This window comes from Pararhizobium sp. DWP3-4, from assembly GCF_049898205.1.
Taxonomy (GTDB): domain Bacteria; phylum Pseudomonadota; class Alphaproteobacteria; order Rhizobiales; family Rhizobiaceae; genus Pararhizobium.
Map to the genome: position 1 here is coordinate 400,826 of NZ_JAFCXF010000006.1, position 18,047 is coordinate 418,872.

An 18,047-nucleotide genomic window follows, 5' to 3' on the forward strand; every position below is an offset into this window, starting at 1 on the left:
CCGCAGGCTTTTGGGCATTGAGGGAAAAGAATGATCTCCCCCCTTGAGGGGGAGATGTCACGGAGTGACAGAGGGGGGTAATTACCCACATTCGGAGCAAACGGCCGGCCTGGGCCTCTCAAGCACTCAGGCACGTCTCGGCAAAAAGCTTGAACGCCCGCGCCCGATGCGACAGCGCCTCGGAATCGCCCGGTTTCCAGCCGTGCTTTTCCGCAGCACTCATTTCGCCGAAGGTGGTGTCGTAGCCAAGCGGTTGAAAGACCGGGTCGTAACCAAAACCTTGGTCCCCGCGCGGCGGCCAGACGATATGGCCTTCCACTTCGCCACGGAACAGTTCGACATGTCCATCCGGCCAGGCGAGGCACAGCACCGAGACGAAACGGCCGGTGCGCCGGTCGAAGGCGGTGGCTCCGGCTTCCTGGAGGGCGGTCTCGACTTTTTGCATCGCGATAGTGAAATCGCGCGTCCCGTCGGAAGTCTCCGCCCAATTGGCGGTGTAGACGCCCGGGTCGCCGTTCAGCGCATCGACCACAAGGCCGGAATCGTCCGAAAGCGCCGGCAGACCGGAGGCTTTCGCCGAGGCCAGTGCCTTGATCGTGGCATTTTCCTCGAAGGTCGTGCCGGTTTCATCCGGTTCGACGAAGTTGAGATCGGCCGCCGATTTGGCTTCAAAGCCCATCGGGCCGATCAGGTCGCGGATTTCGCGGATCTTGCCGGCATTGTGGCTGGCAACGATCAGGGTCTTGTCTTCAAGCTTGCGCATCTGCGTCTTTCTCATCCGGCGGGCATTCCGCCCATTCGTGTCAGTCGATATTCCAAAGACGGGCTTCGGCGCATTCCAGGCTGTTTCCAGCCGGATCGCGGAAATAAAATGAACGTGCGCCCGACGGCCAAATCACTTCGGATTCAATCGCAATCCCGGCTTCCGACAGCTTCTTCTTCCAGGCATCGAGATCACCGGCTGCTACCCGAAAACACATATGCCCGGGACCTTGCGTGCCATGCGGCAGCGGCGGTGTCAGCGTTTCCACCGGATTGAAGATCAGGAGAACACCGGGACCGCAGCGAAAGAAAACATGCCGGTTGCTGGCGCGGCTGATTTTCTCGAGGCCGAGAACGGAGCCGTAAAACGCCTCTGCCGCATCGAGATCATCGACATAGAGCGCCGTCTCCAGAATGCCTTCGAACGGTGCGGCCATGGCTCAGCCCCCGATGGCCTGCTTCTGCATGCCCACCAGTTCGGCGATACCGTTCTTGGCGAGGCCGAGCAGCGTGCCGAATTCCTCTTCGGAAAATGGCTTGCCTTCGGCCGTGCCCTGGATCTCGACGATGCCGCCGGAGCCGGTCATGACGAAGTTGGCATCGGTTTCAGCGGCCGAGTCTTCCAGATAATCGAGATCGATCACCGGCTGATTGGCGAAGATACCACAGGAGATCGCAGCGATATGGTCCTTCAGGACCTTTTCCACCTTGATCATGTTGCGGGCTTCCATCCAGGCAAGGCAATCGCGCAGCGCAATCCAGGCGCCGGTAATGGAGGCGGTTCTGGTGCCGCCATCGGCCTGTATGACGTCGCAGTCGATCGAGATCTGGCGCTCGCCGAGCTCCTTCAAGTCGACCACCGCGCGCAGCGAACGGCCGATCAGTCGCTGGATTTCCTGGGTGCGGCCGCTCTGCTTGCCAGAGGCTGCCTCGCGCTTCATGCGCTCGCCGGTGGCGCGCGGCAGCATGCCGTATTCGGCGGTAACCCAGCCCTTGCCACTGTTGCGCAGCCACGGTGGCGTCTTTTCTTCCAGGCTCGCCGTGACCAGCACATGCGTATCGCCGAACTTCACCAGGCAGGATCCTTCTGCATGTTTGGAAACATTGCGCTCGAAGGAAACCTTGCGCATCTGGTCGGTTTTTCTGCCGGAAGGCCGCATCATGAACTCCTGTGATGTTTGTCAGCCTTCTAACCTAACTTGGGAGGAAGGGAAATCATTTGCTCTAAAAGAGTGGAGGAGGGCCAAAAGGCGCGTACGGCGGGTTTTCCAGCCAATTTCCCTTTTGCTATCCGGGCGGGGATCACTATATTCCAATTGACTTCAACAACATGGGTTTTTGCGTTCGAATGGTCCTGGATAAATCTGCAATGCGGGAAAGGCTTTCGGCGCTCGACGAGCGGTCGGGCGAAATCTTCCGTCGCATCGTGGAAAGCTATCTGGAAAGCGGTGAGCCGCTGGGTTCGCGCAGCCTGTCGCGCATCCTGCCGATGTCGCTGTCGCCGGCCTCCGTCCGCAACGTCATGAGCGATCTCGAAGACCTCGGCCTGATCTATTCGCCGCATATCAGCGCCGGGCGCCTGCCGACACAGAATGGCCTGCGGTTTTTCGTCGATGCCTTCATGCAGGTGGGCGATCTGTCGCCCGAGGACCGCGCCTCGATCGACCGGCATGTGCGCCGCGTCGACCGCGACCAGCCTGTGGAGACGTTGCTGAACGATGCCAGCCAGATGCTGTCGGGCATGTCGCGCGGGGCAGGGTTGGTCATCACCGCCAAGAATGATCCGGTGCTGCGGCATGTCGAATTCGTCCGGCTGACGCCGACCAAGGCGCTGGCGGTCCTCGTCGGCGAGCATGACCAGGTGGAAAACCGTATCATCGAGCTGCCGGCCGGCGTCACCAGCTCGCAACTGACGGAAGCCGCCAATTTCTTGAACGCCCATCTCGCCGGACAGACGCTGCCGGAAGTGCGCGGCCAGCTGGAGAAGGTCAAGGAAACCGTCCGGCGCGAACTCGATACGCTGAGCCAGGATCTGGTCGAGCGCGGCCTTGCCATCTGGTCTGGCAGCGAGGCCGATGACAAGCCGACGCAGCTGATCGTGCGTGGCCGTGCCAATCTTCTGGAAGGGCTGGCTGGCGCCGAGGATGTCGACCGGCTGCGTATGCTGTTTGATGATCTGGAAAAGAAGGACAGCCTGATCGAAATCCTCAATCTGGCCGAAAGCGGGCCGGGGGTGCGGATCTTCATCGGGTCGGAAAACAAGCTGTTTTCGCTGTCCGGCTCGTCGCTGATCGTGGCGCCCTACAGGGACAGTGACGACAAGATCGTCGGCGCTGTCGGGGTCATCGGTCCGACGCGGCTGAATTACTCGCGCATTGTGCCGATGGTGGACTATACGGCGCAGCTGATGTCGCGTTTGTCGCGGTAATCGGCCGGGAAGAAGCCGGTTTTTCCGGCAGCTTTCGATTGTACCCTTGATTTTTCGGCTTCAAAGCTCGATATCGACACCAAATCCTAGACATATTGACATTCCGGAGACCGTCATGACCGACGATATAAACAAACACGGTGCTGAAGTGAACGCGGACGAAGCAGCTGCCGCCTATGCCGAAGCCGCCGATGATCAGGTCGATACCGCCGTTTCCGAGCCGGATCCGTTGGAGCTTGCCAAGGCTGAAGCTGCCGACATGCGCGACCGCTACCTGCGCCTTGCCGCTGAAATGGACAACCTGCGCCGCCGCACCGCGCGCGACGTCAAGGATGCAAAATCCTATTCCGTCGCCGGCTTTGCCCGCGACATGCTGGCCGTGTCCGACAACCTGCGCCGCGCGCTCGATGCCATCCCCGCGGAAGCGCGCGAGGCCGGCGATGTCGGCTTCAACGCGCTGATCGAAGGCGTCGAGATGACCGAACGCGCCATGCTGTCGGCGCTGGAGCGTCATGGCGTCCAGAAACTGGAGCCGGTCGGCCAGAAATTCGACCCGAACTTCCATCAGGCGATGTTCGAAGTGCCGAATGCAGAAGTTCCGAACAACACCGTCGTCCAGGTGGTCCAGGCCGGCTACACCATCGGCGAACGCGTCCTGCGCCCCGCCATGGTCGGCGTCGCCAAGGGCGGCCCGAAGGTGGTTGCGGCGGAAGAAAACCCGGAAGCTTGATTGTTGCTTCCGTGCCTGGGAAGAGGCGGTACATCACTTCTTGCTGGTGGCCGCTTTCCTAACCGCCGCAATAGACCCTTTTGGTCGATGCTTTTTTCGAAAAAGAAATGGTTTTTGCGACGCGAAGAGGATTTTGTTCCGAAAGTCTTCCACCGCTTTGCCCTTGGAGCGAGACCAGGGCTGATTGCCAGTCTTTGCCCTTCGGATGTTTTTTCTGCTCAAGGAACCAACTCGCCGCCTTGCTTTTGCTGAAGCTTCGAAAAGCTGCCTGAATTGCCGGCTGATCCTTAACCGAAGCAAGGAGCTTGATCCGTACAGGCGTATTCTCCGACGTACATCCGGTAACAAAAACATCGCCCGCTGCCGCCGCGGGAAGTAGCATAAATGCTGATAAAACAATCGATACAAAAATGGACTTCATTTCCTGCTCCAATCTCATATTAATGCATGCGTTTCCTAAAATTTTTCGCAGCGCAGGATTGGTCTCACCCAAATAGCTGCCTCAAATGATCATTCAAGAACCGGCCCTCCGGATCGAGCTTGTTCCTGAGCGCCCGGAAATCCCCGGCGCGTGGATAGAGCGCCGTCACATCCTCGCTGCCCAGGAAATGCAGCTTGCCCCAATGCGGGCGGGAGCCGAATTGGCGCAGGATATCGTCGACATCCTTCAGGTAGTTCCAGTAGTCCGTGCCTGGCTGACCGGAGACCGAGAGCGTGATCGAATCCTGTTCGAAGAACGGGCTGATCCAGCCGCCATCGCCGGCGGTGAAGCGGTATTCGATCGGGTAGATGCAGGTCGGGTGTTTCTCCAGCATCAGCTTGCGCACCTCGGTGCAGGCCTGCTTGCCGTATTTGACCGGCACCGCATATTCCAGCTCGTGGAAGTTCGGCACATATTCGATCGGATAGATCTCCGAGGAATAGGCGATCTTTTCGAACGCGCTTTCCATCGGCGGCGCATCGGTGATGTCGATGGTCTTCATCTCGCAGACGTCAGACAGGCTTGTGGTGGTCGAGACCGAGGATGTATCCGGCAGGCAGTAGCAATGGCGGCTCTCTGGCACGGGGCACCAGAAGAAGCCGAAATGCCGGTGGTTGGCAGCCAGATCGTCGTGTTGCTCCATGCATTCGTCGAAGGTGCAGCGCCACAGCTTCTCATGCAGATTGTAGCTGTCCATCACCTGTAGTGTGATTTCGGAGATGACGCCGAGCATGCCGATGGAAACGCGGGCGGCGTTCAGCATGTCCGGCTCGCTATCATCGATGGCGAGAATGCTGCCGTCCGGCTGCACCAGCCGCATGCCGACGATCTGCGAAGCCATGTTGCCAAGTGTAAGGCCGGTGCCGTGCGTGCCGGTTGTCAGCGCGCCTGCCAGCGCCTGGCTGTCGATATCGCCCTGGTTGATCATCGAAAGCCCGCTGCGCTTCAAGGCCTTGCCGAGCGTGTTGATCGTCGTGCCGGCATGGACGGAGACGCGTTTGCGCGCCGTGTCGATATGGCTGATGCCCTGCAGGCCGGACAGCGTCAGGTGCAGTCCGCTGGTCAGCGCCACCGGCGTGAACGAATGCCCTGAGCCGGCGCAGCGCACGTTCAGCCCGTTCGAGGTTGCCTCGCGCACCATATCCGCCAGAGCCGCCTCGCTGTCCGGCGCCCCCCGGTGCCGGACGATGCACGATTGATTCCCCACCCAGTTGCGCCAGTGGCCACCTGATTGCATCATGTTCCCGTTCTCCCCTTTGTTCTTCACATCGCCGTAAAACAATTATCGACGAACAGATGCGTGCCGTTGACGAAGCTGGATTCGTCGCTCGCCAGGAACAGGGCAGCCTGCGCCACCTCCATCGGATCGCACATCCGCCCCTGCTGGGCGGCGATCGCCGCATCGGAAACATCGACGCCATATTTGGCAAGGCCGACCAGCTCGCGTTTGCCGTGGTCGGTGGCAATGAAGCCGGGGCAGACGGCGTTGGAGCGGATGCCGCGGTCGCGGAACTCCACCGCAATCGCCCTGGCAAACATGTGGCAGGCACCCTTGGTCGTATCGTAGAGCACTTCCATCGGGGTCGCGGCGACGGCGGAGATCGACGAGGTCGAGACAATACTGCCGCCACCGGCGGCCAGCATGCCCGGCAGAACGGCCTTAGTCATCAGGAACATCGAGCGCACATTGACGGCCATCAGCCGGTCCCACTCGTCTTCTTCCGTTTCCAGAAACGGCCCAACGGCCAGGATGCCGGCATGATTGAAGAGAACGGTGATCGCCCCGAACGTGTCTTCCACGGTCTTGACGGCCGCTTTGACCTCGGAAGAAACCGAAACATCCGCCGGTGCGAAGAAGGCCTGTCCACCCTCGGCGCGGATCTGGGCTGCAACCTCTTCGCCCTTGCTGCGGGGAAGATCGACGATGCCGACGCGGGCGCCTTCGCGGGCAAACAGCTGTGAGGCGACAAGGCCGCATCCCCCGGCGCCTCCACTGATCAACGCGGTCTTTCCGGAAAGTCTGCCTGCCATCGCCGTTCTCCTCGTGATTTTGCTTTCCAAGGATTATTGTTGACGCAATGGGGGCTGTCGATATCCCATAAGGGATAGATCGCCCGAAGAATGCCCAGAGACATAGAGGTACCACCTTTGCTGCCAGAGGAATCCCGCCAGATCGCTGCGCTGATAGATGGTCTCTCGACGCCTGGGTTCGGCGCGGCGCTCGATGCGATGTTGCGCCGGGCGGCGGCGTTCGATCTGTCCGGTGTGTTCGTCTTTCCCTATGACGCGCGGCCGCTGCTTCTGCATGACGGCTACACCCGGCATGTGGCGCCGCAGGCCTGGGCCGCCTATCTCGGCGGCGCGTATCTGCTCGACCCCTTCTATGTCGCCTGCAACAACCGCCATCCGGCCGGGCTGTGGCGGATGCGGGAACTGGCGCCGGATGATTTCTTCGACACGCAGTTCAGCACGTCACGCGAGGTCCACCCATGTGTATCGACGCAATCGGGATCGCTGGTGGAGGAGGTCGGATTTCTGGTGCCGCTGGAGGGCGGCGTCACCGCCACGTATTCGCTGATGCGGGTGACGGGTCATCTGGGTTTCAGCGATACGGAACTGGACAACTTGCGCGCCTACGAGCCGATCGTGCAGGCGGCGATCCGTGCGAGCTGGCGGCATGCGGCGGAAAGGCCGGTGCATGCACAGGCTGGGCGGGATGACCTGATGGAGGAGGCGTTCGAAAAACTCTGCGCCGAGCGGCTGACGCTGCAGCAGCGCAATATCGTTCGGCTTATCCTGCGCGGGCACAGCAATGGCTCGATCGGGCAGAGCATGGGTATTTCGGAAGGCACGGTGCGCATCCACCGGAAGAACATCTACAAGCGCCTGGCCATTTCCAGCCAGGCAGAGCTGTTTCGCATCTTCATCGATCACCTCAATCAGCATAACCTGTACTGAGGCGACCACATCAGGCCGCGTTGGAGGCCTGGTCGTCGCTGAGGAAGGCGTAGATGGCGGATGCGGAATCCGTTGCGCGCAGCCGGGCGACCATGTCCGGGTCGCGCAGCACGCGTGCAATCCGCGACAACGCCTTCAGATGATCGGCACCGGCGCCTTCCGGCGCGAGCAGCAGGAAGACCAGATCAACCGGCTGGTCGTCCAGCGCTTCGAAATCGACCGGCGATTCCAGACGCGCAAAAATGCCGACGATCGACGACAGATGGCCAAGCTTGCCATGCGGTATGGCAATGCCATTGCCGACACCGGTGGAGCCCAGTCGTTCGCGCTGAAGGATGACGTCGAAAATTTCACGCTCGGGTAGATCAGTGATCTTGGATGCTTTTGCCGCCAATTCCTGAAGCAACTGCTTCTTCGAATTGGCCTTCATGGCCGGAAGTATCGCATTCTGCTGCAGCAAGCCTGCCAATGCCATTCTTTTGTCCTCGTTCGCAGGTAGAAACCGCATCGCCCGGCAAAATGCCGGACGGCGGTCCCCATCCATCTTTCTCTCGGCGCTTTACCGGCGGACCGTCAACGGTCTTCCATGCGTAAACCACCAGAAAAAAGTAGACCGTCCCGCGCCGGCTGACCGGCCCGGGACATCATCCACTTAGCTCTTTATATTGGCTGCGTCGATCCAGCCAATGTTTCCATCGTTGCGTCGATAGACGATATTCAACTGTTCATTGCCAGGACTACGGAACATCAGAACGGGATCGTCCGTCATGTCGAGCGCCATGACGGCGTTTGCGACAGACATCGTCTTCAGTTGTTTTGAACTTTCCGCCACGATCGTCGGTGCATAATTGTCCGGAAGCTCATCGTCTTCGTCGGGCACTGAATCCATCACGGTGTAGGCTACTTCAGCAAATCCAGCATGGCCATTGCCATTGTGGTGGTCCTTAAGCTTCCGCTTGTAACGGCGGATGCGCTTGGCAATCCGTTCCGACGCCGCATCAAATGCAGCTTGCGGGTCGTTCGCTTCGCCGCTCGCCTGCAAGGCAGCACCAGAATCGAGGTGTATCTTGCAATCGGCGCTGAAGCGGGATCCAGACTTTTCCACAGTGACTTGGCTTGAATATCCTCCGTCAAAATATTTGGTTACGGCTTGTTCTATCTGATCTTCGATCCGCAGACGAAACGTTTCGCCGATTTCCATATGTTTACCGGATACACGCACACTCATGGAGTTTCCTCTCTTTTCGTGATTTGCGTAGCCAGTCTATTCCAACCGCATCCGTCATCCAAGCACTTCACGCACGCAAAACAAATTTGCGTCAGAACGGCCTGGATTTGGAGGGATATGCTTAAGCAGGCTCTATGCCCGTACTCATTGCGGCCGCCTCATACTACCGGTTGTTGCTTGAGTCAACGAAACAGTTAAGAAAACAAGAATTCGAGGTCGAAAGCCCGTTGATCGCCGGGATATCGGGGATAAATATGGGCAATTGACGGGTTGTGTTCAAGCGCTGCAAACGGTCAGGCGGAAACCTTGGCCATCGCCTTTTTCTCTCTTCGGCGCTGAACGGAGGAGGCGATGTTCATCGCTTCGCGGTATTTCGCCACAGTCCTGCGGGCAATATCGACGCCTCCCTTTTTCAGGAGATCGACGATATCGTCATCCGAAAGGACAGCCTCCGGGCTTTCCAGCACGATCATGTTACGGATGCGATGACGCACGGATTCCGCCGAGTGGCTGTCGCCGCCTTCCGCCGATCCGATCGACACGGTGAAGAAATATTTCAGCTCGAACAGCCCGCGCGGCGTCAGCATATATTTGTTCGAGGTCACGCGGCTGACGGTCGATTCGTGCATCTTGATGGCATCGGCGACGGTCTTGAGGTTCAGCGGCCGCAGGTGATCGACGCCGTTGATCAGGAAGGCATCCTGCTGGCGTACGATCTCCGTCGCCACCTTCATGATCGTCTTGGCGCGCTGGTCGAGGCTGCGGGTCAGCCAGTTGGCAGTCTGCAGGCAGTCGGTCAGGAAGGCATGGTCAGCGCTGTTCTTCGGGGCATGACGGGAGACCGTGGCGTAATAGGTCTGATTGACGAGAACGCGCGGCAGCGCGTCGGGATTGAGTTCCACCGCCCAGCTGCCGTCCTGCGCCGGACGCACGACGATATCCGGCATGATCGCTTCCGAAGGGCTTGCCTCGAAACCGGTGCCGGGCTTGGGGTCGAGCTTGCGGATTTCGGCAAGCATATCGAGAAGGTCTTCCTCATCGACGCCGCAGATCCGCTTCAGGCTGGTAAAGTCACGCCGCGCCAGCAGTTCCAAATTGTCGAGCAATGCCGCCATGGCTGGGTCAAGCCGGTCGCGCGCTCTCAGCTGAATGGCCAGGCATTCGCTGAGCGTGCGGGCAAAGACGCCCGGTGGGTCGAACTGCTGCAGGCTGTCCAGCACCCGCGCTACGTCCGCTGTTGCACAGCCAAGACGTTCGGCCATTTCCGTTATGTCGGCGTGCAGGTAGCCGGCTTCGTCAAGCTGATCGATCAGGTGTTGGGCGATCAGCAGGTCAGCTGCACCATGCACACTGAAAGGAACCTGCTCGTTGAGGAAATCGCGCAGCGTCACGCGGTTGGCGACGAAGTCGTCGAGGTCGTAACCGTCGCTGTTCTCCCCACCGCCGCCGGGCATGGATTTCCAGTGGCTCAGCAGTTCCGGCGCATCGGCGCGCTGCGGTGCCGTGTCGTCTGGAAAGACATTTTCGAAATTGGCATCGAGCTGTTCGCTCATCCGTTCGCCGGTCGCAGACGTCGCGCTGTCGTAAACGTCGCCCAGCGGATCGAATGTCGTGGCCTCTGCGTTGTCCCGGTCGCTACGTTCGTCCTGGGTGATATGCAGATCGTCCTTGCCGTTCCGGTCGCCTCCGGTAGGCCCGTCGTCATTGGCCGCGAATTCCAGCAGGGGGTTTTTCTCGACTTCCAGCTCGATGAACTGGTTCAATTCGAAATGCGTCATCTGCAGCAGCTGGATCGACTGCATCAGTTGCGGCGTCATGGCCAGTGTCTGGCTTTGACGCAGGAAGAGGCTGGCTGAAAGTGCCATTCTGACGCAAAACTCCCCTTGATGATCGGAGCCGGCACCCATTTTTTGAGGGGTAAAAATGCCAGTTCGTCAACTGGCCCAAAAATTGCTTATTAATGTGGTTTGGTCAAGCGGCGGCAGGAAATAAGGTGAATATCGGCAACGCCGCGCATTTTATGTGCAAGGGTCGTCTAATATGATCGGCGCGGTGCAAATCGAGGCTGAACAGCTATCGTCACTGCGGAATGTCGAATCCCATGCCCATCATGGAAATAATACCGCGTTGCAACATTTCCGGGCTACGAAAATTCGCGTAATTCCTGTTGCCGGTCAAGAGGAAGTTGTCCCAAAAGCGGCAGGATTTTACTCCACCGCCGGTCTGGTTCCCTAAACCGCTGGAGCGCGGGCTTTAAAGGCTGAAATTGTCGCCGAGATAGAGGCGGCGGACGTCCGGGTTGGTGACGATATCGTTGGCCCGTCCATGTGTCAGCACTTCGCCGGCATGGATGATATAGGCACGGTCGATCAGGCCGAGTGTTTCACGGACATTGTGGTCGGTGATCAGGACGCCGATACCGCGCGATGTCAGATGCCGCACCAGGGCCTGGATATCGGCAACTGAAATCGGATCGACGCCAGCAAAGGGTTCGTCGAGAAGCATGAAGGTGGGGTCGGTTGCCAGCGCGCGGGCAATTTCCAGGCGCCGCCGCTCGCCGCCGGAAAGTGCCACGGCCGGCGATTTGCGTAAGTGCGAAATGTTGAACTCGTTGAGGAGTTCGTTGAGCTTGCTTTCGCGCCGCTCGCGATTCTTGTCGTGCACCTCAAGGACAGCGCGAATGTTGTCTTCAACGGTCAGGCCGCGAAAGATCGAAGCTTCTTGCGGCAGATAGCCGACGCCGAGGCGGGCGCGGCGATACATCGGCATTGACGTGACATCATTGCCGTTGATCTCGATGGAGCCCTCATCAACCGGTACAAGGCCGGTGATCATGTAAAAACAGGTGGTCTTGCCTGCGCCGTTGGGGCCAAGCAGGCCGACGGCTTCGCCGCGGCGGACCACAAGCGACACACCGTCCACGACCCGGCGCCCACGATAGGCCTTCGTCAAGCCGCGCGCGATCAGCGTGCCCTCATAGCGCGCCTTGTCGACGGCGCGGGCAGGCGCGGCGGCTTCAGGTTTGGCGCCCCGTTTGCGTTTGTGAAGAAAGGGAATGTTCACGTGGGCGTCTGCATCAATTCGTTTTCTGGGACTTCGGGTCGAGCTGAATCTGGACGCGGCCGCCGCAGGCTTCGAGCTGTGCCTCGCCAGTATCCATCTGGACGTTCAACTGGCAGCCGCTAAAGACGTTCTTGCCTTCCGACAGAACGACCTGTTTGCCCTTCAGCACCAGCGTCTGCGCCGTCATGTTGAATTCGCCGGTGTCTGCGGTCGCCTGCTGGGTTCCCGATTGCAGGAATACCTTCTGATCGACTTCGATACGATCGATCTCGGCATTGCCGCCGGAAATCGAGCCGCCGCCCTTTTTATAGAAAACCACCATTTTGCCGGCCTGCAGCGTCGTCGTTCCCTGAACGACCTTCACATTGCCGGTGAACATGGCCTTGCTTTCCGCGTCCTTGATTTCCAGCTTGTCGCTTTCGATCTGGATCGGTTCATCGTTGGAAAGCTGCATGCCCTTCATCTTGCTCGTCGTCGCCTGGGCGGCGGCAGGAGAAAGGGAAGCGCTGGCAAAAAGGCTCAAGAGAATAACTGTTCCGGCAAGCCGAAAGGAAAAGGCTGAAGTGGCCGACATATGTGCCCCGGTTTTCTAGTTGGCGGTTTTACGGATGGTTTTGGGATCGACGATGACCTTCACCATGCCTTCAAATGTAACAATGCGTCCCTTATCCGTCATTCTCAGCGACTGTGCAACAATGGAACCGCCCTTCATGCTGATTGCAATCGGCTTCTTTGTTTCCATTTCGCCGGCATTGATATCGAGATAGGCCGCTTCGAAATCGGCGATCAGCCCATTGTTCATGGTAATGCTGAAGGGGGCGTTCATATCCAGCGTATTGCGTCCGCGGTCATAGATGCCGCTGATCGCCTCGACTGTGGCCATCAGCGTGTCATTGACGGGCATTTCCGCATGGATCGTCTCAAGGGTGATGATGTCGGGATTGGCGATATCCTGCAGCGCCCGTTTCGCTTTCATCGAATAGCTGATGTCCTGCTTGTTGCGTCCGGAAATCGCTGGATTTTGCATGACGATCTTGCCGTTCTCGATCGTCGCGTTCTCGATCGTCAGGTTCTCCGGCAGGAAAGCGCGGACTACCGACACGGCCACGAAAACGGCGCCGATCAAAACGGCAACGAGTGGGAGGATGATCTTCAGCCGCTTAACCCGGCGCGAATGGCGCGCCGCGACCGAATAGGCGTCGGCCAAGGTCGGCCCCGAATGCGGCAGGGCGCCGGAAAACTGCACTTCATTCAGCATGAAATAAATCCGTTATTTAAAATACATCGCGGCGCAAAGGCGCGTGCGCCGTGCGTTCCAGGTGATGTGAGTGAGCGCGAATATGGAGATTTTTTTGTTCCACGACAATGGAGGCGCGAATTTTGTTCAAACCGGGTTACAACGCGGCCGCGCTGACGCTATTGAATTATTCGTTTCGTTGAAGGGGCGACGTTCCCCCGATACCCTTGAACAGGAGGAAAGATCATGGATCAGCTTGCCATCGCCGACCGGCGCCAACTTCGGCGAAAGCTCGGTTTCTGGCGGCTTGTATCCATTGCTGTTGTGCTCTGCGCTGGCATGGCTGCCTATTTCTATTCCGGCGCGGGCCCGATGGGCGGCCTCGGCCAGCCGCATATCGCCCGTGTCGATATTTCCGGCATCATCCAGGACGACCGCGAACTGCTGGAGCGGCTGGACACGATCGCCGAGACCGACGCGGTCAAGGCGCTTGTCGTCACCATTTCCTCGCCGGGCGGCACCACCTATGGCGGCGAAGTGCTGTTCAAGGCCATCCGCAAGGTCGCGGCGAAGAAACCGGTTGTTTCCGACGTGCGGACCCTGGCCGCCTCTGCGGGCTATATGATTGCGCTTGCCGGCGACCGTATCGTGGCGGGGGACAGCTCGATCACCGGCTCCATCGGCGTGATCTTCCAGTATCCGCAGTTCAAGACCTTGATGGACAAGATCGGCGTCTCGCTTGAGGAAATCAAATCCGCGCCTCTCAAGGCAGAGCCGTCGCCGTTCCATCCACCGAGCGACGACGCCAAGGCGGTGATCCAGGCGATGATCGATGACAGCTTCAACTGGTTCGTCGATCTGGTCGCCGACCGGCGGAAATTGCCGCGCGACGAGGCGCTCAAGCTTGCCGATGGACGCATCTTTACCGGCCGCCAGGCGCTGAAGCTCAAACTGATCGACGAACTTGGCGGCGATGACGAGATCCGCGCCTACCTCGATAGCCGCAAGGTTGGCATGGGACTGGACGTTATCGATTGGAAGGCGCCGAGTTCGTCCTTGCCGTTCGGCCTTGGATCTGCTGCCGCCGCTCTGGTCAAATCCTTGGGATATGACGCTTTTCCGGGTTTTGGCGCGCTCGAAAGTTTGGGCCGGGACAAGTTGTTTCTTGACGGTCTGGTTTCCGTTTGGCAGGTTGGCGGCGACTGAAAAGACGCGACGGCCTTTTGCATGCCGTTTTAGAAAGATTGAAAATGGCATGCAAGCCTGCACAAGAGGTGGACAAGGCCGTCGGATGGGCTTAACGCTTTAAGATCACACGGAAATTCACAACAGGGGGGCGACAGTGATCAAGTCAGAACTGGTGCAGATTGTTGCGGCGCGCAACCCGCATCTCTATCACCGTGACGTCGAAAATATCGTCAATGCGGTTCTCGATGAGATCACAGATGCCCTGGCGGGCGGAAACCGGGTCGAATTGCGCGGTTTCGGCGCGTTTTCGGTGAAAAACCGGCCCTCGCGGTCCGGCCGCAACCCGCGGACCGGCGACAGTGTGTTCGTCGAGGAAAAATGGGTTCCCTTCTTCAAGACCGGCAAGGAATTGCGCGAGCGCCTTAATCCTGGCGCCGATGACGAAGATGATGAATGAGACGTCCGCCCGGTACTGATAGCGCCGGGCAGGCGGCATGACGGAGACACGGAATGATGATGAAGAAGCTGTTGAATATCGTGGTGCTGGTTCCGGTCGCGATCATCCTGATCGTGCTTTCGGTCGCCAACCGGCAGACGGTGACGTTGGCGCTCAACCCGTTCAATCCCACCGACAGCGTCCTGTCGGCCTCGGCCCCCTTCTTCGTCTTCCTGTTTCTCGCGGTGATCTTCGGCATGGTCGTCGGATCGCTGACCACCTGGTTCACGCAGGGAAAATACCGCAAGCGGGCCCGCAACGAGGCGCATGAAGCGGTCAAATGGCACGCGGAAGCCGAAAAGCACCGCACCCGCGCCGAAACCATCGCCTCGCAGACGCTGCTTCCGGCTTCGTCCAAATAATGGCTGGCATGCGATCGCCGTTCAGGCTTTCCGCATCGCCTTTGCACGCGCCGCATCGCTGAAACCCGAAAAAAACCTCGCCGCATGCTTGCTGGCGCTCGAGCCGACAAGCCGCGATCCCAGATGCGCGAGCTTGCCGCCGATCTCGGCTGTGGCATCGTACGCAAGAATCGTCTCTTCGCCATCAGCCGTGAGCGTCACATCGGCGCGGCCTTTTGCCAGCCCGGCGATGCCGCCGGCACTTTCTCCGCTCAGCGTGTAACTGTGCGGCGCATCGATATTCGACAGCGTCATATTGCCGGAAAAGGTCATCGGGATCGGCCCGATCCTGACCTTGAGCGTCGCGGTGAAGTCTGTCGCCGATTGGCGGTCGATGGCCGTGCAGCCGGGGATACACACTTTAAGGACATCAGGATCGTTGAGCGCCGCCCAGACGAGGTCGCGGGGTGCGGCGATGCGTTCTTCCCCCTTCATTTCCATTGGCATTCTCTCCTTACCGCTGCGGCACGATTGTATCTCAGATAGGAAACAGCTTTGCCAAGAGAAAGAGCGGTGCTATTTGCAGCCTTTGAACCCCAGCAGCTGACGGACGAAACGGCGTGAAAGATAAAGATAGACGGCCAAAGGGCAAAGCCGCACCGGCAACGTCGTCGCGCGGCGTGCAGGGCCGTGCCGTGCAGGCACCGGTCAGCCGGCCGCAGTACTCCAAGCCCCAGGCGCCGCGAAGCGGCGACGGCCGGCCAGCGGCCAAGGCTGCACCGGAAAAGATGGCGCCGAAGCCGGCTGCATCCGAGCCCGCGCCGCGCGCCGAGGTGCGCATCCGCACCGGCGACAGGCCGGACGAACGCATTCCGATCATTCTGGAGACCAAGGGTGCGCGCGATTATCACCTGATCGACAGCGGTGACGGCCTCAAGCTTGAACAATATGGCCCTTACCGGATCGTCCGCCCCGAAGCGCAGGCGCTCTGGCCGAAGACGCTGCCCGCGCATGTCTGGGAGAACGCCGATTCGATTTTCACCGGCGATACCGATGAAGACGGCATGGGGCGCTGGCGCTTTCCGAGGCAAGCGCTCGGCGAAACCTGGCCGATGCAGATTCTCGATGCCGAATTTTACGGCCGCTTCACCGCGTTTCGCCATGTCGGCGTTTTTCCGGAACAGCTGGCGCACTGGAGCTGGATGAAGGAGCAGATCGAAAGGGCTGGCCGTCCGCTGAAGGTGCTCAACCTGTTCGGTTATACCGGTGTCGCCTCGCTGATCGCGGCAAAGGCGGGCGCTGAGGTCACCCATGTCGATGCCTCCAAGAAGGCGATCGGTTGGGCACGCGAAAACCAGGCGCTGGGACGCGCCGACCATCTGCCGATCCGCTGGATCTGCGAAGACGCGATGAAATTCATCCAGCGCGAGGAACGCCGCGGTAGCCGCTACGACATCATCCTCACCGATCCGCCGAAATTCGGCCGTGGACCCAATGGGGAGGTCTGGCAGCTCTTCGATCACCTCGCGTTGATGCTCGACATTTGCCGCGAAATCCTGTCGCACGATGCCAGGGGGCTGGTGCTCACCGCCTATTCGATCCGCGCGAGCTTCTATTCCATCCACGAGCTGATGCGCGAGACGATGCGCGGACGCGGCGGCGCGGTGGAATCGGGCGAACTGATCCTGCGCGAAGGCGGCCTTGACGGCAACGAGCCGGGCCGCGCGCTGTCTACTTCCCTCTTTAGCCGCTGGGTGCCGAAATGAACGACTACAATCAGGGACCCCGGCGCGTTGGCCAGGTCAAGGAAGTCACCAGCCTTGCCAACCCGATCATCAAGGATATCAAAGCGCTGGCCAACAAGAAGGAGCGCGACGAAACCCGCTCCTTCATCGCCGAAGGCCTGAAGCTGGTCATCGATGCGCTGGACCTCGGCTGGACCATCAAGACGCTGGTCTATGCCAAGGCTGCCAAGGGCAAGACACAGGTCGAACAGGTGGCGCTGAAGACGGTCGCCACCGGCGGTCTCGTGCTCGAAGTCAGCGAGAAGGTGCTCTCCGCGATCACCCGCCGCGACAATCCGCAAATGGTCGTCGGCGTCTTCGAGCAGCGTTACGCCCATCTGCGCGACATGAAGCCGGTTGTTGGCGAAACCTATGTTGCGCTCGACCGTGTCCGTGACCCCGGCAATCTCGGCACCATCATCCGCACCGCCGATGCGGCAGGTGCATCCGGCGTCATCCTTATCGGCGAGACCACCGATCCGTTTTCGCTGGAAACGGTGCGCGCCACCATGGGCTCGGTCTTCGCCATGCCGCTGATGCGCGCCACTGTCGCCGAGTTCGTCAAATGGCAGAAGGCCGCCGGCGTGCAGCTTGCAGCCACTCATCTGGCCGGTGCCGTCGACTATCGCACCATCGACTACCGCAAGAAGCCGGTGGTTCTGCTGATGGGCAATGAACAGGCCGGTCTGCCCGAAGAACTTGCCAGGGAAGCGACGGCGCTTGCCCGCATTCCCCAGCAGGGCCGGGCCGATTCCCTTAATTTGGCCATCGCCACCGGCATCATGCTGTTCGAGGCCCGCCGCCATCTGCTGACGCTGGACGATAGAACCTGATGCAAAAGACTGCCCTTTTTTCGCGCCCGGTGCCGGTCGCAATCCTGATTGTCGTCGCCGTCCTGCTTGATCAGGCGATCAAGGCAGCCGTCGAGCTTTGGTTGCCCTACGGCGAAAGCGTTGCTGTCCTGCCATTCCTGGCTCTGCACCGTGTCTACAATTACGGTGTCGCCTTTTCGCTTTTTTCAGGTGTCGAGCGCTGGGCCATCATTGGTCTGAGAATTGTCGTCGTGGCATTCGTCATCTGGCTCTGGCGCAAGACGCCGGCGGATCGGTTTCTGACGCATCTCGGCTACGCGCTGATTATTGCCGGCGCCATCGGCAATGTGATTGATGGCCTGATCTTTGGCTATGTCATCGACTACGTGCTGTTTCACCTGCCGACATGGTCCTTTGCCGTCTTCAACCTTGCCGATAGCTTCATCACGATCGGTGCCGGTTTCATCATTCTCGACGAACTCCTGCATATGAAAAAGCAGGATCGCTAAAATCTTAGAGACCGGCTGAAGCCAATCAAA

General features: G+C 59.6%; 22 protein-coding genes. 9 read left to right on the forward strand and 13 right to left on the reverse strand.

The genetic code is table 11. From position 1 onward, the window contains the following. Positions 1 to 118 precede the first annotated feature (118 nt). From rdgB to rph, 3 genes are read right to left on the reverse strand one after another with little or no spacing between them, the layout of a single operon-like run. On the reverse strand, positions 119 to 763 hold the full coding sequence (rdgB, locus tag ACP7E6_RS18160) for an RdgB/HAM1 family non-canonical purine NTP pyrophosphatase (RefSeq protein ID WP_426231187.1): 645 nt from the start codon (positions 761 to 763) through the stop codon (positions 119 to 121). Between the two features lie 40 nt (positions 764 to 803). Further along, positions 804 to 1,199 (reverse strand): VOC family protein, encoded by a 396-nt coding sequence (locus tag ACP7E6_RS18165; protein ID WP_426231128.1) that lies wholly within the window; start codon positions 1,197 to 1,199, stop codon positions 804 to 806. 3 nt (positions 1,200 to 1,202) lie between these two features. Then, on the reverse strand, positions 1,203 to 1,922 hold the full coding sequence (rph, locus tag ACP7E6_RS18170; RefSeq protein WP_426124937.1) for a ribonuclease PH: 720 nt from the start codon (positions 1,920 to 1,922) through the stop codon (positions 1,203 to 1,205). Between the two features lie 209 nt (positions 1,923 to 2,131). Between rph and hrcA the strand changes: the two genes are divergently transcribed. Both hrcA and grpE read left to right on the forward strand, forming a co-directional pair. Then, entirely contained in the window at positions 2,132 to 3,190 is a 1,059-nt protein-coding gene (gene hrcA / locus ACP7E6_RS18175) for a heat-inducible transcriptional repressor HrcA (RefSeq protein WP_426231129.1), read from the forward strand. A gap of 115 nt (positions 3,191 to 3,305) precedes the next feature. After that, positions 3,306 to 3,920, forward strand: coding sequence for a nucleotide exchange factor GrpE (grpE, locus tag ACP7E6_RS18180; protein WP_426231130.1), 615 nt, complete (start codon positions 3,306 to 3,308; stop codon positions 3,918 to 3,920). 58 nt (positions 3,921 to 3,978) lie between these two features. Here the strand turns inward: grpE and ACP7E6_RS18185 are convergent, their stop codons facing one another. The 3 genes from ACP7E6_RS18185 to ACP7E6_RS18195 form a co-directional block, all read right to left on the reverse strand. Next, a complete protein-coding gene (locus ACP7E6_RS18185; protein ID WP_426231131.1) occupies positions 3,979 to 4,341 on the reverse strand; it encodes a hypothetical protein in 363 nt (120 codons plus the stop codon). Between the two features lie 64 nt (positions 4,342 to 4,405). After that, positions 4,406 to 5,641 (reverse strand): D-arabinono-1,4-lactone oxidase, encoded by a 1,236-nt coding sequence (locus ACP7E6_RS18190; RefSeq protein WP_426231132.1) that lies wholly within the window; start codon positions 5,639 to 5,641, stop codon positions 4,406 to 4,408. 23 nt (positions 5,642 to 5,664) lie between these two features. Continuing rightward, on the reverse strand, positions 5,665 to 6,432 hold the full coding sequence (locus ACP7E6_RS18195; protein WP_426231133.1) for an SDR family NAD(P)-dependent oxidoreductase: 768 nt from the start codon (positions 6,430 to 6,432) through the stop codon (positions 5,665 to 5,667). Positions 6,433 to 6,522: 90 nt separating this feature from the next. On the opposite strand from ACP7E6_RS18195, the gene ACP7E6_RS18200 reads away from it, so the two are divergent. Continuing rightward, positions 6,523 to 7,359, forward strand: coding sequence for a helix-turn-helix domain-containing protein (locus ACP7E6_RS18200; protein WP_426231134.1), 837 nt, complete (start codon positions 6,523 to 6,525; stop codon positions 7,357 to 7,359). Between the two features lie 10 nt (positions 7,360 to 7,369). Here ACP7E6_RS18200 and ptsN read toward each other — a convergent pair whose 3' ends face one another. From ptsN to lptC, 6 genes are all read right to left on the reverse strand, one after another. Beyond that, positions 7,370 to 7,834, reverse strand: coding sequence for a PTS IIA-like nitrogen regulatory protein PtsN (ptsN, locus tag ACP7E6_RS18205; RefSeq protein ID WP_426231135.1), 465 nt, complete (start codon positions 7,832 to 7,834; stop codon positions 7,370 to 7,372). 177 nt (positions 7,835 to 8,011) lie between these two features. Further along, complete coding sequence (gene hpf / locus ACP7E6_RS18210) at positions 8,012 to 8,587, reverse strand: ribosome hibernation-promoting factor, HPF/YfiA family (RefSeq protein WP_060500852.1); 576 nt, start codon at positions 8,585 to 8,587, stop codon at positions 8,012 to 8,014. Positions 8,588 to 8,880: 293 nt separating this feature from the next. Next, positions 8,881 to 10,452 carry an RNA polymerase factor sigma-54 gene (gene rpoN, locus ACP7E6_RS18215; RefSeq protein ID WP_426231136.1) on the reverse strand — a complete coding sequence of 524 codons (1,572 nt, stop codon included), beginning with the start codon at positions 10,450 to 10,452 and terminating at the stop codon, positions 8,881 to 8,883. Positions 10,453 to 10,840: 388 nt separating this feature from the next. Further along, on the reverse strand, positions 10,841 to 11,650 hold the full coding sequence (lptB, locus tag ACP7E6_RS18220; protein ID WP_426124627.1) for an LPS export ABC transporter ATP-binding protein: 810 nt from the start codon (positions 11,648 to 11,650) through the stop codon (positions 10,841 to 10,843). Between the two features lie 13 nt (positions 11,651 to 11,663). After that, positions 11,664 to 12,224: an LptA/OstA family protein gene (locus ACP7E6_RS18225; RefSeq protein ID WP_113313959.1), complete on the reverse strand. Its 561-nt coding sequence runs from the start codon at positions 12,222 to 12,224 to the stop codon at positions 11,664 to 11,666. A gap of 15 nt (positions 12,225 to 12,239) precedes the next feature. Further along, positions 12,240 to 12,908, reverse strand: coding sequence for an LPS export ABC transporter periplasmic protein LptC (lptC, locus tag ACP7E6_RS18230; RefSeq protein WP_426231137.1), 669 nt, complete (start codon positions 12,906 to 12,908; stop codon positions 12,240 to 12,242). Between the two features lie 225 nt (positions 12,909 to 13,133). Between lptC and sppA the strand changes: the two genes are divergently transcribed. From sppA to ACP7E6_RS18245, 3 genes are all read left to right on the forward strand, one after another. Next, on the forward strand, positions 13,134 to 14,093 hold the full coding sequence (gene sppA, locus ACP7E6_RS18235; RefSeq protein ID WP_426231138.1) for a signal peptide peptidase SppA: 960 nt from the start codon (positions 13,134 to 13,136) through the stop codon (positions 14,091 to 14,093). 136 nt (positions 14,094 to 14,229) lie between these two features. Then, positions 14,230 to 14,532, forward strand: a complete 303-nt coding sequence (locus ACP7E6_RS18240) for an integration host factor subunit beta (protein WP_037104485.1) — start codon at positions 14,230 to 14,232, stop codon at positions 14,530 to 14,532. Positions 14,533 to 14,588: 56 nt separating this feature from the next. Further along, positions 14,589 to 14,933, forward strand: coding sequence for a DUF1049 domain-containing protein (locus ACP7E6_RS18245; RefSeq protein WP_426231188.1), 345 nt, complete (start codon positions 14,589 to 14,591; stop codon positions 14,931 to 14,933). A gap of 21 nt (positions 14,934 to 14,954) precedes the next feature. On the opposite strand, the gene ACP7E6_RS18250 is transcribed toward ACP7E6_RS18245, so the two are convergent. Further along, positions 14,955 to 15,413 carry a CoxG family protein gene (locus ACP7E6_RS18250; protein ID WP_426231139.1) on the reverse strand — a complete coding sequence of 153 codons (459 nt, stop codon included), beginning with the start codon at positions 15,411 to 15,413 and terminating at the stop codon, positions 14,955 to 14,957. Between the two features lie 287 nt (positions 15,414 to 15,700). On the opposite strand from ACP7E6_RS18250, the gene ACP7E6_RS18255 reads away from it, so the two are divergent. Genes ACP7E6_RS18255 through lspA form a run of 3 tightly spaced genes read left to right on the forward strand, consistent with a single transcriptional unit; the run spans position 15,701 to position 18,017 of the window. Next, complete coding sequence (locus tag ACP7E6_RS18255; protein WP_426231189.1) at positions 15,701 to 16,678, forward strand: class I SAM-dependent methyltransferase; 978 nt, start codon at positions 15,701 to 15,703, stop codon at positions 16,676 to 16,678. After that, entirely contained in the window at positions 16,675 to 17,529 is an 855-nt protein-coding gene (locus ACP7E6_RS18260) for a TrmH family RNA methyltransferase (RefSeq protein WP_426231140.1), read from the forward strand. The genes ACP7E6_RS18255 and ACP7E6_RS18260 overlap by 4 nt, the downstream gene beginning before the upstream one ends. Continuing rightward, on the forward strand, positions 17,529 to 18,017 hold the full coding sequence (lspA, locus tag ACP7E6_RS18265) for a signal peptidase II (protein WP_426231141.1): 489 nt from the start codon (positions 17,529 to 17,531) through the stop codon (positions 18,015 to 18,017). The genes ACP7E6_RS18260 and lspA overlap by 1 nt, the downstream gene beginning before the upstream one ends. The last annotated feature ends 30 nt before the right edge of the window (positions 18,018 to 18,047 follow it).